General features: G+C 44.5%; 10 protein-coding genes and 1 pseudogene. 9 read left to right on the forward strand and 2 right to left on the reverse strand.

The window, feature by feature from the left end; genetic code table 11:
* Positions 1-531: 531 nt before the first annotated feature.
* On the reverse strand, positions 532-843 hold the full coding sequence (locus AC6RV6_RS00685; protein ID WP_500238090.1) for a hypothetical protein: 312 nt from the start codon (positions 841-843) through the stop codon (positions 532-534).
* A 148-nt stretch (positions 844-991) separates the two neighbouring features.
* A complete protein-coding gene (locus AC6RV6_RS00690) occupies positions 992-1,141 on the reverse strand; it encodes a hypothetical protein (RefSeq protein ID WP_500238359.1) in 150 nt (49 codons plus the stop codon).
* On the opposite strand from AC6RV6_RS00690, the gene AC6RV6_RS00695 reads away from it, so the two are divergent.
* The 9 genes and pseudogenes from AC6RV6_RS00695 to AC6RV6_RS00735 all read left to right on the forward strand — a co-directional run bounded on the left by AC6RV6_RS00695 (position 1,124) and on the right by AC6RV6_RS00735 (position 15,840).
* On the forward strand, positions 1,124-1,285 hold the full coding sequence (locus AC6RV6_RS00695; RefSeq protein ID WP_500238091.1) for an ATP-binding protein: 162 nt from the start codon (positions 1,124-1,126) through the stop codon (positions 1,283-1,285). The two genes, AC6RV6_RS00690 and AC6RV6_RS00695, sit on opposite strands and share 18 nt — an antisense overlap.
* Positions 1,286-1,434: 149 nt before the next feature.
* Entirely contained in the window at positions 1,435-3,816 is a 2,382-nt protein-coding gene (locus AC6RV6_RS00700) for an MASE1 domain-containing protein (protein WP_500238093.1), read from the forward strand.
* Positions 3,806-5,095, forward strand: coding sequence for a sensor histidine kinase (locus AC6RV6_RS00705; RefSeq protein ID WP_500238095.1), 1,290 nt, complete (start codon positions 3,806-3,808; stop codon positions 5,093-5,095). The genes AC6RV6_RS00700 and AC6RV6_RS00705 overlap by 11 nt, the downstream gene beginning before the upstream one ends.
* 147 nt (positions 5,096-5,242) lie before the next feature.
* Positions 5,243-6,238, forward strand: a complete 996-nt coding sequence (locus tag AC6RV6_RS00710) for an ABC transporter substrate-binding protein (RefSeq protein WP_500238100.1) — start codon at positions 5,243-5,245, stop codon at positions 6,236-6,238.
* 4 nt (positions 6,239-6,242) lie between these two features.
* Entirely contained in the window at positions 6,243-7,313 is a 1,071-nt protein-coding gene (locus tag AC6RV6_RS00715; RefSeq protein WP_500238102.1) for an ATP-binding response regulator, read from the forward strand.
* Positions 7,310-8,665 (forward strand): hybrid sensor histidine kinase/response regulator, encoded by a 1,356-nt coding sequence (locus AC6RV6_RS00720; RefSeq protein WP_500238105.1) that lies wholly within the window; start codon positions 7,310-7,312, stop codon positions 8,663-8,665. Before AC6RV6_RS00715 ends, AC6RV6_RS00720 begins: the two co-directional genes overlap by 4 nt.
* A 195-nt stretch (positions 8,666-8,860) precedes the next feature.
* A complete protein-coding gene (locus AC6RV6_RS00725; RefSeq protein WP_500238107.1) occupies positions 8,861-10,078 on the forward strand; it encodes a glutathione S-transferase family protein in 1,218 nt (405 codons plus the stop codon).
* A 2-nt stretch (positions 10,079-10,080) separates the two neighbouring features.
* Positions 10,081-10,227 (forward strand): annotated as a pseudogene (locus AC6RV6_RS00730) (hybrid sensor histidine kinase/response regulator); the annotation flags it as partial.
* Between the two features lie 180 nt (positions 10,228-10,407).
* Entirely contained in the window at positions 10,408-15,840 is a 5,433-nt protein-coding gene (locus AC6RV6_RS00735; protein ID WP_500238109.1) for a trifunctional serine/threonine-protein kinase/ATP-binding protein/sensor histidine kinase, read from the forward strand.
* Positions 15,841-15,892 lie beyond the last annotated feature (52 nt).

Consider the following 15,892-nt stretch of genomic DNA (forward strand, 5'->3'; position numbering starts at 1 on the left):
TTCTAGGAAAGCATAGCAAGCGATCGCACTCGCAAAATGCCTGCGATCGCAGTAGGCAAACATCTCACGCTCTGACATCGAAGAGAATCTCTAAATCTTGACTACACATGAAACAGCCCTATCTCTTCTTAGTCGTATACCAAGTATAGTGCTACTTTTACGAATTGGTATTAGGCGATTGTACTTGGATTTAGAGACCTGTCATATTATCATAGATTCTCTGTGCTGCTGCGAGAGTTATCATGTCCTTCATCTGCTCAATATCATTAAGCAATTTGCGTCTATCATTTATTTGCTCCTCAGAATCTGCTTTAGTATACTTCAATGATCTCCTACACCCATAAATAGCTTCAATTCTATATCTTACTAAAGGTGTCAAGAAAATCTTCCTAACGAATTCTTTGGCTTCAGTATCACCTATCCACAACAGTATATTATCACGATAATATTCTTGTGCAATATCGGGGTACTTAAAGCTATTAGAATGAGAAACATCATATACTATTACAGGGTAATTCAGGATCATCTGAGCTATATATATATTTTCGCAAAATCCCAACCAGAATTGTACGATTGAATCAGCATAATAACCCTGCTTAAATAATGATAATCCATATTTCTCTCCAAAAAGTCGGCTCCAATTTTATTATACGCATCAATAAAATACGGATCTTTTTTTATGATTGCTCTCAGTCTGCTTATCGCTTTTTTTGTTTCACCACAGTCAAACAAGTCTAAAGCATTATCTAGCCTTTCAAAGGTTTTATGCCTCTCTCTACCCCATTTAAATCTGCCTTCAATCTCATCCCCATCATTGAAGATCGTAAATAATAAGCTCTGCATGATACAAGAAAATAACCACAGGGTTTGTTATTGTAGATTGGGTAACGCCCACTACAGCTCACTCTCAATTTTACCCGATCGCTTCATTATTCGAGCACTTCTTCTAGTAATGTTAATTTACCCTGACGCAGGAATAGCAGCACTAGCCTTAATATAAGCCCCTTGCCCCAGATGCTGTAGCCGGGGATAACAACTCTGGCAATTCTCCTCGATCGCCTAGTTTGTATGTATCGATCGCATTTTCCGGATACCAGTCAACAAATTCATCGAATGATAGGAGTTGCTCCGGACTCCTCATATCAATTTTTTACGACCAAAGAAAACGGGGTTAGGTATAGCCATCGCCTATCAAACTATTACGAAAAAACACGGTGGCGCGATCGCTTGTCATTCCGTATTAAGTAAAGGTACGGAATTTGCGATCTGCCTACCTTTAAGTTAAAAGCGATCGCCAGAGAAAAAAATCAAACACTCTGCTTTTTTCCGTATTATTTTGCAGTCGATCTTCACGAGTTTTTCACAATTACTTCTTATAATGCTTGCTATCTAGATAATAGAATTTAAATCTAGGAAAATTAGCACGAGTAATTAATGATATTAAATAAGAGAAAAATATTAGCCTTCGATCGCATCACTTTGCTAGCTTGCCTCATCATGCCGATAATCCAATACGGATTAGCAAAGATGTCGATCTACTTATCCGATACGAGTGGAGCCAGTGTCATCTGGCCGACATCGGGTTTCTACTTAGCATCCCTGCTGATTTTCAAATGGCGGATTTGGCCGGCGATATTTTTAGCCGACATCGTTGGTAATTTCATCTTTTACGAAACTGCTTCCGCGATCGTGTCAATCGCTTTGGTCGATGGTAGCGAAATTATCATCCTCGGATTTTTAATTCAACGTTGGATCGGACATCATAAACTTCTCAACTGTTCTCAAGATTTCTTGAAATTCTTGGCAATTGTATTGGGAGTCACCGCAATCAGTTCTAATCTAGCCGCCGGATTACTCTGTCTGCACGGAATTGTTCTCTGGAGTGATTTTATTGTCATGTGGCGGCTTTGGTACGTTGCTATTTTTAGTGGCATCACCATCATTACCCCCGGATTACTGAGTTGGGTGCATTGGCAAAATAAGCAGCGATGGGGCGGTGTGCAGATCGGAGAATTTGCCCTACTTTTTGGCACGAGCATCGGCATTAGCTATATCTCCTTTTGGCAGGGGTATGGTTTAGAATACATGACACTTCCCCTCTTGATGTGGTGTGCATTTCGATTTCGGCAACGAGAATTAACCCTGCTGGTCTTTTTGATTGATGGCATCGCTATTGTCGCCACACGGCAGGGTTTCAGTCCTTTTGTGCGTGAGGATATATCCCAGTCCTTAGTTTTGCTACAATCATTTATTCTGGTCGTCGGGTTGACGGGTTACATTCTTTACGCGATTATCAACGAAAATCGCCAAGCTGCTCTCGAACTGATCAAAACTAATGACGAATTGGAACAACGAGTGACAAAACGCACCTCAGAATTAGCCATCGCCAAAGAAGAGGCCGATCGCGCCAGCCAAGCCAAAAGCGAATTTCTCTCTAACATGAGTCACGAGTTACGAACGCCCCTCAATGGCATTCTCGGCTATGCCCAAATCTTGAATCGGTCTGAGGGAATAAGTGACAAAGAACGAGAAAAGGTGGGGATTATTTATCAATGCGGCAATCATCTCCTGACTCTGATTAATGACGTGCTGGATCTAGCCAAAATTGAGGCACGCAAGTTGGAACTGGTTGCGATGCCCATACATTTGCCCGCTTTGCTCCAGAGCGTCGTCGAAATGTGCAAAATTAAAGCCGAACAGAAAGGTATCGACTTTATCTATCAGCCCAGCACGCGCTTGCCAGAAGGAGTAGAGACCGATGAAAAACGCACTCGTCAAGTGTTAATCAACTTACTGGGCAATGCGATTAAGTTTACCGATTCGGGATCGGTGACCCTGTGCGTGGATGTATTGGCACGATCCGAGACCGATGCAGAATTGCTCTTTCAAGTCATCGATACGGGAGTGGGTATTGCTCCAGAGTATTTAAGCAAACTTTTTGCGGCCTTTGAACAAGTTGGCGATCGCGCCAAACAATCCGAAGGGACGGGGTTGGGATTGGCAATCTCCCAACAAATTGTCGAGTTGATGGGCAGCAAAATTGAAGTGACCAGTCAATTGGGTCGGGGGAGCGAATTTTCTTTCTCGGTTCGCATTCCCTTGGCAACAGATTGGGCCGAATACCAAGCCGTGTTAGATAAAGGAGAGCGCATTCTCGGCTATGAAGGCGATCGGCGAAGGATTCTCGCCATTGACGATCGCTGGGAAAACCGCGCCGTTCTCTCCAACTTACTCGCCCCCCTCGGTTTTGAGATCCTAGAGGCGGAAAATGGTCGCGAAGGGCTGGAAAAACTCCGCGAGATCGAGCCGGATTTGGTCGTAACCGACCTTATCATGCCCGTCATGGATGGTTTTGAATTCCTCCAGCACCTCCGCAGCGCAGAAGATTTACAACACCATCAAGTCATTGTCTCGTCAGCATCCGTCAGCCATATGGATCGACATCAAGCTCTAAAAGCAGGAGGCAATTGCTTCCTGTCCAAACCCGTCGATGCCCGAGAGTTATTCGCGGCGATCGCCGAGTGCTTGGATTTACAATGGATTTATGAGAACCCAGAAGATGCCGAGATTGCAGCTGAGTCCACTGCGACAACAACCTTCTTGCCACCGCTCTCCATCCTCAATACTTTATTGGATTTGGCGCAACGGGATAATATTAAGGACCTGCGCGATTGCTTGGAAGAGTTGGCCGCTCGCGACGCGACCTCTATCTCTTTTACTCAACCCCTGCTGGAGCTGGCCAAGCAATTTGAGACCGAAGAGATTGAAAACCGACTGCAACAATATCTCATTGAAGGAGAACACCATGAATCGTAGCGCTGAAATTTTAGCAGTGGATGATGTCCCGGCAAACTTGGAGGTGGTAACGGAAACCTTATCCTTAGCCGGTTATACTATTGCAGCCGTGACGAGTGGCGAACGCGCCCTCAAACGATTGAAAACCTACGTTCCCGATCTCATCCTCCTTGACATTCAGATGCCGGGCATCGATGGCTTTGAAACCTGTCGGCAAATTAAAGCCAATCTCAACACTGCCAAGATTCCCATTATTTTTATTACCGCTCTCTCGGATGAGGAGAGCATTGTCAAGGGCTTTTCTCTCGGAGCCGTCGATTATATTACCAAACCCTTTCGCGAAGCCGAAATTCTCGCTCGCGTCAAGACTCATCTTCAAGTCCAAAACTTGACCAAGAACTTAGAACAACAGGTCAAACAACGAACTGCCGAGTTAACTCAAGCGTTGCAAGAATTGCGCTCGTCGCAAATACAACTCGTCCAACGTGAAAAAATGGCAGTTTTGGGCAATCTCGTTGCGGGGGTTGCTCACGAAATTAACAACCCTCTCGGTTTCATTGGGGGTAACATTCAAATTTTGCAAGACAATCTTACCGATTTCTCTACGATTATCGAGGGCTATCGCAAAGAGTATCCCGAGCCCAGTTCCCAACTTGCAGAAGAGATTGAAGAATTAGATCTCGATTTTCTCTTGGAAGACATCCCCAAAACGATTGCTTCGATGCAGGAGGGAGTTAAGCGCATTGGTAGTATCAGCACATCTTTGCGAACCTTTTCTCGCACGGATGCAGATAAAAAAACCGAGTTTAATTTGCACGAGGGTATCGATAGCACTTTATTAATTCTCAAATATCGCCTTAAAGCTAACGAACACCGCCCCGCGATTGAAATTGTCAAAAATTACGGCGATCTTCCTCACATCAAATGCTATCCGGGGCAAATCAATCAAGTCTTTATGAATATTTTGGCCAATGCGATCGATGCACTAGATGAAGGCAATCAAGGTAAAACTTACGAAGAGATAGAAAAGCAACCCAATCGCATTACAATTAGCACGGAATTAAGCGAGGACAAAAAGAATGTTACTGTCAGAATTATCGACAATGGAATAGGAATGCCAGAAGAGGTAGAAACGCACATTTTCGAGCAGGGATTTACCACGAAAGAAGTCGGAAAAGGAACGGGTTTGGGGATGGCGATCGCGCATCAAATTATCGAAGAAAAACACGGGGGTGCGATCGCTTGTCATTCCAAACTCGGCAAAGGAACGGAATTTACGATTTCTCTTCCTTATCATTAATTGATGTTGGCAATGCGATCGCATTCTGAGAAAACAAGCATTTTTGCTGCCGACCTTCACAAGTTTTTCACAATGATCGTCTAAAGTTGAAATTACTCGACTCAGCAAACATAATCCCAAGAATCAGCGATGAACGGAGGCAAACCAATGCAGTTCAAAATAGAGTGGCGACGGGTTGGGAAACGATTGCAAATTTGGCAACTCATTGGTATTGCGATCGCCACCTGTGCCTTCATCGTTAGTTGTACCACTGCACCTCTTCAACCTCTACGCATTAACTGTATCGTCTGGTTGGGCTACGAACCCTTAATGCTGGCTCGCGATCTGGGATATTTTGGCGAAACTCCCATTCAAATCGTTGAGACCCAAGATCACCTCGCCGGGATCAAACGGTTTATTAACGGCGATGTGGAAATGGTGACGGCCACATTAGACGTTACTCTAGAGAATGCTGCCCTGCAAGACGATATTCGCACCTTTTTGGTGATGGATATCTCCAATGGTGCCGATGCGTTAATTGCCCAACCCGAGATCGAACAACTCAGCGATCTCAAAGGTAAGCGCATCGGCATATTGCCGGCTCCAATGGGAGAACTCGTCTTAACTCGTGCTTTGGAAAAAGCGAATTTGACCCCGGAAGAAACAACAATTATTACTTTAGATTTGTCCCAGCAAGAAACCGCTTTTGAAAATAAAGAAATCGATGCTCTCGTTACCTTCGATCCGATACTCTCTACACTCCAAGCTGAAGGCGCGAAAGTCTTATTTGATAGCTCGCAAATGTCGGGTGAAATTGTCGATCTTTTGGTGGGTCGAGCCGATTTACCCGCGACTTATAAGAAACAACTACAAGTTTTATTTTCCGGTTGGTTTCAAGCCTTAGATTATCTGCAAACCAATTCCGATGATGCGATCGCTCGTATTGCCGAACGGGAAGGACTGACCCCAGAGCAAGTGAAACGAGGGTTATCCCAATTGTATTTTCCCACCCTGAAAGAAAATCTCGCTATTCTCAATCAAACCGATCGCGATGCTCTGACAGGGATGAAAAACTTGGCTCAATTTCTCAAAGATCGGAAAATTTTAGAAACCGTCATCCCCCTCGATAAATTGCTCGATCCGAGTCCCCTGAGCCAACTCTAAAATCATGAGAACCCCATTGCACCCCTTCACTTGGCCCCTGCGCTATTCTATTCCCATCTTAATTTTGGGATTTGGTGGTTTGATTGGCACGATCGTCTTCCGGCAAGAATTCTTACGCGCCCGAGAGCGTACTGAGTTTGCCATTCGCCAACAGAGTATCTTTACCGCCAGTCAAGCCGCCGGCTTATTAGAATATCAATATCGCCAAGCTGACGGACAAGGGGCAAAGCTCATTATCAATCAGTTGGGGGTGTCTCCCAATGTCATGCTTGTATCCATCAGTCGCCAATTCGTTCGCTTGCTGGGGGGAGAAATTACCGTGCGCTCTCAAGTTGGTCAAGGGAGTACCTTCGCCTTTGATATGCAAACCGAAATAGTGGAAAAATCCGAGGCGACGACTCCTCAAGGGCGATCGCAGGTGGTGGCCTTAGCCCCCGGACAGCCCACCTACAAACTCTTAATCGTCGATGATACTCAGATCAATCGTCAGTTATTGAATGAACTATTGGCTCCGTTGGGGTTTGATCTGCGAAAAGCGGGGAATGGTCGAGAAGCGATCGCCCTTTGGCAGCAGTGGCATCCCGATCTCATTTGGATGGATTTACGAATGCCGGAAATGGATGGCATTACCGCAACGCGATTGATTCGGGAGCAAGAGGGGGACGCTAAAACCAAAATTATTGCCCTCACTGCTAGTGCTTTAGCTGAAGAGCGCAACGCGCTGCTCGAGGCTGGCTGTGATGACTTCTTGCGAAAACCCTTTCAAGACTATGAAATCTTTGCCTATCTCAACCGTCATTTAGGGGTGGACTATGTGTATGAAGAGTGCCAAGAAGAGGAATCCTTCGAGTCCGAGTCTTTATCCCATCTAACTCCGGAAATGTTAGCCGTCATGCCCGAGGCGTGGAAAATGGCTTTCGCTCGAGCCATTATCGAAGGTAGAGAAGAGGTCATGATAACTCTCATTCAAGAAATTCCTGCTACTCACGCAACTCTCGCTCGCTCCCTGAAAACTTTGGTGGAGCAATTTGATTTAGAACAATTACTGAATTTAGTGGAGGATTATCAATCATGACCGCCAATACCTCAGCCGAAATTTTGCTCGTGGATGATATTATTGACAATCTCCGACTTTTAGAAACTGTTTTGAGGGAGCAAGGATATTCAACCCGAAAGGCAACGAATGGGAATCTGGCCTTGCGATCGGTGAAGGCGATCGTGCCGGATTTGATTCTATTGGATATCAATATGCCGGACATGACGGGCTATGAGGTTTGTCAACACCTCAAAGAGGATGAATGCACTCGAGGGGTTCCGATTATTTTTATCAGTGCCTTAAATGATGCCTTTGATAAAGTCAAGGCCTTTAAAGTCGGCGGGGTGGATTATATTTGCAAGCCGTTTCAAACAGAAGAAGTGTTAGCACGGGTGCAAACCCATATTAGCTTATATCGATTTCAGAAAACACTACAGGAAAAAACAGAAGATCAGGATCGACAACTTCAAGAACAAAATATTATTTTAGAATATACCATCGAGCGTTTAGAAGATGCCAATCAAGAACTACAAAAAAACTTTCAACAGCTGCAAAACACACAATTACAATTAGTGCAAAGTGAAAAAATGGCAACTTTAGGACAATTGGTGGCGGGTGTCGCCCACGAAATCAATAATCCCGTGGGATTTATCGGTGGGAATGTGGGTGCAGCGCAAGAACACCTGCAAGATTTGCTGGAAATCCTTTCTCTCTATCAAGAAAATGCCTCTATCCCCAAAGAAATTGCCGAAGCGATCGCAGACCTCGATCCCGAATTCATCGCCGAGGATTTCCCAAAACTCCTCGCATCGATGCAATCGGGATGCGATCGCATTGCCAACATCAGCACATCTCTGCGAACCTTTTCCCGCACGGATGCAGATCAAAAAACCGCCTTTAATTTACATGAAGGGATTGATAGCACTTTATTAATCTTAAAATATCGCCTCAAAGCTAATGAACATCGCCCTGCCATTGAAATTGTCAAAAATTACGGTGATATTCCCGAGGTGAAATGCTATGCAGGGCAACTCAATCAGGTATTTATGAATATTTTGGCCAATGCGATCGATGCGCTACATGAAGGCAACGAGAGAAAAACTTACCAAGAGATAGAAAAGCAACCCAATCGCATTACAATTAATACAGGATTAAGCGAGGATCGAAAAAGTGTTATTGTTCAAATTATTGATAATGGAATGGGAATGTCAGAAGAGGTGAAAGCGAAAATATTTGAGCAAGGATTTACCACCAAAAAAGTAGGCAAAGGAACGGGTTTAGGGATGGCGATCGTGAAGTCTATTATTGAAGAAAAACACGGAGGTGTAATCTCCTGTCATTCGGAACTCGGACAAGGAACAGAATTCAAGATTTCTCTACCTTTAAAATAAATGCAATCGCCATCACTACTCATCAGACCCTCTAATTCCCGATCGTACTCTAACTCGCAATCATCCTCTAGTGTTTCTTGGCGATCGCTCTACCTGTAGCCGGAGAAGAGTAGAAATTGTGCCACGAAATGGGATAGCATCTGTTCAATCGACTATTTTCGATCGTTGAACGCTTTTGCTTTTCTGGAGTAACTTATGGGATCGACCAAATCTTTGCCTTTGAGTTGGGAAGAACTACAACAATTCGCCACATTTGAGCGAGATACGGTTAACGGGGCAACCAATTCTCAAGCGAGATTGCGGCTGTTTGGACAAGCAGAATCAGAGGTGCGAGTTACTCTCTATCGCGACCATCATGCTTGGTGTCCGTATTGCCAAAAGGTGTGGCTATGGTTAGAGGAAAAGCGGATTCCGTATCGTATCGAGAAAGTCACGATGTTCTGTTATGGAACGAAAGAAAAGTGGTATAAGCAAAAAGTGCGATCGGGAATGCTTCCGGCAGTAGAACTTGACGGTCGGTTAATTACAGAAAGTGATGATATTTTATTAGCATTAGAAGACGCATTTGGCCCGTTAAATCGGGTGGGAATGCGCGATCGCCAAGCGTTGCCTCTGCGTCAGCTAGAACGCCTACTCTTTCGAGGCTGGTGTTCTTGGTTGTGCTACCCCACGCGATCGCAAAGGGACGAACAACGCAATCGCGAGCAATTTACCGCCATCGTTGCTCGAGTTGAGGCGGCTTTGTCCAGTACTCCGGGGCCTTATTTTCTCGAAGAATTTGGTACAGTTGATGTGGTTTTTACCCCCTATGTCGAGCGGATGAATGCCAGCCTCTACTACTACAAAGGCTATTCATTACGGGAAGAAAACCCAAAGTTCTCTAACTGGTTTGATGCGATGGAAACCCGATCCACCTATCGAGGGACACAAAGCGATTTTCATACCCATGCCCACGATTTACCACCGCAAATGGGTGGATGCTATCCTAACCAAGAATCTCAAACTGAGATTAATCAAAAACAAGTCGATTGCGGTCCATGGTTCGGATTACCAGATGTGATGTATCCAGAACCCGAAACGTCTCGAGGAGAAGCTCTGCACCGGGTGATAAAGCATCGTCATAATATCATTCGCGTTAATCCAGCCGACGATCGCCTCTTTGATGAAGCCTTGCGTTGCGCTCTAACTTACATGATAACGGGAGAACTCTGTCCGCCTCCCTCTGCTTCCGATCCAGCCTTGCGCTACTTGCGCGATCGCATTAGCGTACCGAGAGATATGTCCATCTATGCCGCCAAACGACTGAGAGAAGCATTAGAAACCACGGCAGCGCTATCTGGCGATCGCCAAGGAATACCCATTCCGGTGCGCGATCGGCGCGATCAAAATCCAGCTAATTTCATCCAAATTTAGGCGAATGTTATGCCGGGCAAATCAATCAAGTGTTTATGAATCTTTTGGCCAATGCGATCGATGCGTTAGATGAAAATAATACTGGTAAAACTTTTGAAGAGATAGAAAAAGCACCCAATTGTATTACAATTAGCACGGCGGTGCGATCGCAATTCAATCAAAATTAGGTCAAGGCACAGAATTTATTATTTCTCTACCTCTAAGCTAAACTCGAGCAATTTAATAACTGTTAAAAAATGTTTCTTGGTGCTGTAACCTTCACAAGTTTTTCACAATTGCTCTCTAGATTGGGTACTGATTAAATTCATCAAGCACAAAACGCAACAGGCATGAACGCATTAGCTTTAAAAATTACCAACTATCAAGCAACTGAACTCATCCACGAAAGCGATCGCACTCTCGTTTATCGCGGATGCAAAACCGATGATAGCAAACCGGTTGTCATTAAACTGATGCGAAATGAATATCCTTCCTTTAACGAATTAGTCAAGTTTCGCAACCAATATACGATAATGCTCCGCATCGCTGACGCGAACGCCAAAAATCTTGATATCGAGGGCGTTGTTAAAACTTATGCCTTAGAACGCTACGGAAACAGCTATGCCTTGATTATGGAAGACATAGGTGGCATATCCTTAGCCGAATATTCCAGAAAATCATCTCTCTCGCTGCCGCAATTTTTCGATATTGCCATTCAACTCGCAAACATTCTGCATCCTCTGCATCAAAATAATATTATTCATAAAGATATCAAACCGGCAAATATACTGATTCACCCGGACACCCAACAAGTTAAACTCATCGATTTCAGTATTTCGACCCTATTGCCGAAAGAAACCCAAACCATTCAAAACCCCAATATTTTAGAAGGAACCCTCGCTTATCTCTCCCCCGAACAAACCGGACGCATGAATCGCGGCATCGACTATCGCAGTGACTTTTATTCTCTGGGGGTGACATTTTACGAACTACTCACGGGAACAGTGCCGTTTAGTCAAGAAGATCCCTTAGAATTGATTCACGCTCATATTGCTCAACATCCCAATCCGATGAGTCAAGAGAGTGGTTGGGCAGAAAAGCCATGTCCTCAACCCCTCTCGGATATTGTCGCGAAACTGATGGCAAAAAATGCCGAAGACCGCTATCAGAGCGCCTTGGGACTCAAATACGATCTAGAACAATGCCTCGTTCAATATCGAGAAAGTGGAAAAATCGAGCCATTTGTGTTAGGAGAACGAGATATTTGCGATCGCTTCAATATCCCCGAAAAGCTCTACGGACGGGAAACTGAAGTACAAACCCTTCTCAATGCCTTTGAACGAGTCGCAGCCGGAAATAGCGAAATGATGCTAGTGGCAGGATTTTCCGGTATTGGCAAAACCGCAGTTATCAATGAAGTTCACAAACCCATCGTTCGCCAACGAGGTTATTTTATTAAAGGAAAATTCGACCAGTTCAATCGCAATATTCCCTTCAGTGCCTTTGTGCAGGCATTTCGGGATTTGATGGGGCAATTATTGGCTGAAAGCGATACTCAATTGCAACAGTGGAAAGCCAAAATCCTCAAAGTGTTGGGGGACAGCGGACAAATCATCATCGACGCGATTCCTTCCCTTGAAGGGATCATTGGCAAACAACCTGCCGTCCCCGAACTTTCTGGAGGTGCAGCACAGAATCGTTTTAACTCACTCTTTGGCAAATTTGTTCGCGTCTTCACCACCAAAGAGCATCCTCTCGTCCTGTTCCTTGACGATTTGCAATGGGCCGATTCCGCCTCGTTGAACCTGCTCAAATTGTTGATGGGGGACGCGGAAACAGGACACTTATTGGTGTTGGGAGCCTATCGAGATAACGAAGTCTTTCCGGCTCATCCCTTGATGTTGGCGTTGAATGAGATTACCAAGAATCAAGCCATTCTCAACACCATTACTCTAGACCCTTTAAGTGAGTCGGGATTAAATCATCTGATTGCTGATACCCTCGGTTGCACCCTCGATCTCGCCTTTCCCTTAACAGAGTTGATCTATCAAAAAACCAAAGGAAACCCATTTTTTGCCACCCAATTTCTCAAGGCACTCAACGAAGGCGAATGGATTAGTTACAACCGAGAATTAGGCTACTGGCAATGCGATATCGTTGCGGTGCAGCAACTGGCACTGACAGAAGATGTCGTAGAGTTCATGGCCGCTCAGTTACAGAAGTTGCCATCAGAGACTCAAGAAGTGTTGAAGTTAGCGGCTTGTATTGGCAATCAGTTCGATTTAGCGACATTAGCCATTGTGAGCGAACAGTCCCTAGAGGAAGTAGCAACCGCACTGTGGAAAGCACTGCAAGAAGGTCTGGTCTTACCTCAAAGCGAAATTTACAAATTTTTTCAAGGTCGTGAAAGTGAAACACGAGAATCCTCAATGGATATCTCAGCAAGCTATCAATTCTTACACGATCGCGTTCAGCAAGCCGCTTATTTACTCATTGCTGACAACCGAAAACAGCCCGTTCATCTTAAAATTGGACAATTGCTCTTAGCTCATAAATCGCACGCCGAGCAAGAAGATAGCGATAATATTTTTAATATCTTGAATCATCTGATGATGGGTATTGATGCTGACCCATCTTCAATTCCAGTCAAGCAGCTTGCGGAACTAGCACTTTCTGCCGGGATGAAAGCAAAACTTTCCATTGCTTATCAAGCAGCGATTGACTACTTCCACTTTGGCATCTCTCGACTGTCCCAAGATTCTTGGAATACTCACTATCGACTCATGCTCGATTTGAACCGAGAAAAAGGAGAATGCCACTATTTAGTGGGGCAATTTGCAGAATCGGAATCCATACTGAATGATGCCTTAGCACAAGTCCAAAAACCCCTTGATGCCGCCCAAATTTATGACATTTTGATGACTCAACGCATGACTCAAGGAACAGATATCCTGTCTAGTGTCGATGCCGGTATCAAAGGTTTAGCTATTTTGGGGATGAAAATACCCACTGAAGGACTAGCCTTAGAATCCTTAGTTGAGGCAGAACTACAGCAAGTTCAGAACGCTTTCGAGCAGATGTCTCCGCAAGTGCTTTTAGAGTTGTCTCCCATGAGCGATCCAGTGCAGCAACGCTGCATGAAACTTCTAGGAACTTTATGGTCTGCATCCTATATAGCTGGTAATCACAGACTCAACTGGCTCACAACGTTACGCATGATGAATATTTCCAATCAACATGGACGTGCTGACAATTCTAGTTTTTCCTATTGTGCCTATGGTATGGTGTTAGCCTCTCAGGAACGTTATCCCGAAGCCTATCAGTTTGGTCGAGTTGCTCTAGAGGTTGACCGCATCTTTTACAATCCTAAATTCATTGCCAAAAATAATAATCACTTTGCCAATGCGATCAATCCTTACACCCGTCACCTCAAAGAAAATTTACCTCTATATCAAGAATCCGTTGAGATTTGCTCTGAAGTAGGAGATGTCCTTTTTGGTGTATGGGCGGCGGCATTGCTCATCTGGACTCATCTACTTAAAGGCACGGCTCTAGCCGATGTGGAAGAGCAAAGTGAGAAATATCTTAGTTATGTCCAAGGAGCCAATGATAAAAATATGCTCTATCTTTTTCAACTCGAACAGCAATTTGTCCGAGAAATGATGGATGAAACGAATGAGGATGGATCTTTAACTTACCAAGGTTTCCTCAATAACCCATTACTAAAGATTTGGCAGCAAAGTCACTTCGATCCCGGGATAAACTGGTATAGTTTTCTCGTCTTACAAAGACTTTATCTCAAGGAAAATTATGTCGAAGCGTTGCAAGTCTCTTCATTGTTAGAATCTCCTTCTGGTTTTTTTCCTGTTATTGTCTATCATATTTACTATACTCTCAGCTTAACGGCAGTCTATCCCGAAGTCGATCGTGAAACCCAAGAGATTTACTGGCAGAAAATACAAGAGAAAAAGCAATTATTTAAGACATGGTCTCAGAATTGTCCAGAGAATTTCCAACACAAATATCAATTAATTTCAGCAGAGATGGCTCGTCTCAAAGGCGATCGCTTGCAAGCAATAGAACTATATGACAAAGCCATAGCCGGAGCTAAAGAAAACAAATACCTCCAAGAAGAAGCCCTCGCCAACGAACTCGCCGCCAAATTCTACCTCGACTGGGGTAAAGAGAAAATCGCCCAGACTTATATGGTAGAAGCCTACTACTGCTATGCACGCTGGGGAGCCAAAGCCAAAACCGATCGCCTCGAAGCCACCTATCCCCAACTTCTGACTCCCATTCTCCAACAATCCCCATCGTCCCTCACTCTAAACGCCACCACCACCCTCACCTCCCATCAAACGGTTTGCACCGCCACTTCCACCAGTGCAGCCATCTCCCTTCTCGATCTCTCCGCAGCCATCAAAGCCGCCCAAGCTCTCTCTGGTGAAATCGAACTGGAGGCTTTGCTCGCCCAACTGATGCAAATCGTCCTCGAAAATGCTGGAGCAGATAAAGGTGCATTAGTCTTGAACAACGGCGGAACTTGGGAAGTGGTCGCTCAGTGCGCCCAAGAAGTCTGCGAATTATCCTTAACCTCTCTCAACAATGCGGATACACTCCCAGCAAGCATTGTTCGTTCCGTCCAACGGACTCAACAAACCGTCATTCTCAACCAAGTCGAAAAAGACACCCGCTTTGCATCGGATAGCTATCTGAGCCAACAGCAACCCAAAAGCCTATTCTGCACCCCCATTCTTAGCCAAGGTCAGCTTATTGGCATTCTCTATCTAGAAAATAACCTCAGTGTAGATGCCTTTACTCAAGACCGAATCGAAATTTTGAACATGCTTTGCTCTCAAGCGGCAATTTCTCTTGAAAATGCTCGACTTTATCAACAAGCTCAAATCTACGCCGAACAATTGGAACAATCCCTAAAGGGTTTACAACAGGCTCAACTGCAACTGGTACAAAGTGAGAAAATGTCGGCATTAGGCAATTTAGTCGCTGGGGTCGCCCATGAAATCAATAATCCAGTTGGGTTCATTGCGGGGAATTTACAACCTGCCCAAGATTATGTGCAGGATCTGTTGAATTTAATCGATCTCTATGGAGAGAAATATCCCAATTCAGATGAAGAGATTGAAGCAGAAATCGAAGAGATGGATTTAGAGTTTGTGCGAAAGGATTTACCCAAACTGATTGGTTCGATGGCGGAAGGAACCGATCGCATCCGTCATATCAGCACTTCTTTACGGACTTTTTCCCGCACGGATAAAGAGCATAAAGTGCCTTTTGACCTCCATCAAGGTATGGACAGCACTTTGTTAATTCTCAAGCATCGCCTGAAAGCGAATGAGGAACGACCGGAGATTGAAATAGTTAAAGACTATGGAAACTTACCCTCAGTCCAATGTTTTCCCGGACAGCTCAACCAAGTGTTTATGAATCTGATTGCTAATGCGATCGATGCCTTAGATGAAGGAAATGAAGGAAAAACCTATGATGAAATAAAAAAGACTCCGAATCGCATTACAATTGCAACAAAATTAGAGCGAGATAAAAATAAGGTCATCATCTGCATTGCTGATAATGGGCAAGGGATGAGCAAGGAGATAAAAGCGAAAATATTCGAGCAAGGATTTACCACCAAAGATGTAGGAAAAGGAACGGGTTTAGGCATGGCGATCGCGCGTCTTATCGCAGAAAAACATGGCGGTAACCTCTCCTGTCATTCAGAACTGAGCAAAGGCACAGAATTCGTTATTTCTCTACCGATAGAATAAGTCCTTGTGCTAACTTATCCACCTCCAACACCTTCACCAGTTTTTCACAATC

The sequence above is a fragment of the Spirulina sp. LEGE 11439 genome, from assembly GCF_059821285.1.

Bases quoted from the DNA above. Each gene is read 5' to 3' on its own strand.
- AC6RV6_RS00700 (WP_500238093.1), top strand. From the start codon at position 1,435: ATGATATTAAATAAGAGAAAAATATTAGCCTTCGATCGCATCACTTTG.
- AC6RV6_RS00685 (WP_500238090.1), bottom strand. From the start codon at position 843: ATGCAGAGCTTATTATTTACGATCTTCAATGATGGGGATGAGATTGAA.
- AC6RV6_RS00710 (WP_500238100.1), top strand. From the start codon at position 5,243: ATGCAGTTCAAAATAGAGTGGCGACGGGTTGGGAAACGATTGCAAATT.
- AC6RV6_RS00720 (WP_500238105.1), top strand. From the start codon at position 7,310: ATGACCGCCAATACCTCAGCCGAAATTTTGCTCGTGGATGATATTATT.
- AC6RV6_RS00725 (WP_500238107.1), top strand. From the start codon at position 8,861: ATGGGATCGACCAAATCTTTGCCTTTGAGTTGGGAAGAACTACAACAA.
- AC6RV6_RS00735 (WP_500238109.1), top strand. From the start codon at position 10,408: ATGAACGCATTAGCTTTAAAAATTACCAACTATCAAGCAACTGAACTC.
- AC6RV6_RS00705 (WP_500238095.1), top strand. From the start codon at position 3,806: ATGAATCGTAGCGCTGAAATTTTAGCAGTGGATGATGTCCCGGCAAAC.
- AC6RV6_RS00715 (WP_500238102.1), top strand. From the start codon at position 6,243: ATGAGAACCCCATTGCACCCCTTCACTTGGCCCCTGCGCTATTCTATT.
- AC6RV6_RS00690 (WP_500238359.1), bottom strand. From the start codon at position 1,141: ATGAGGAGTCCGGAGCAACTCCTATCATTCGATGAATTTGTTGACTGG.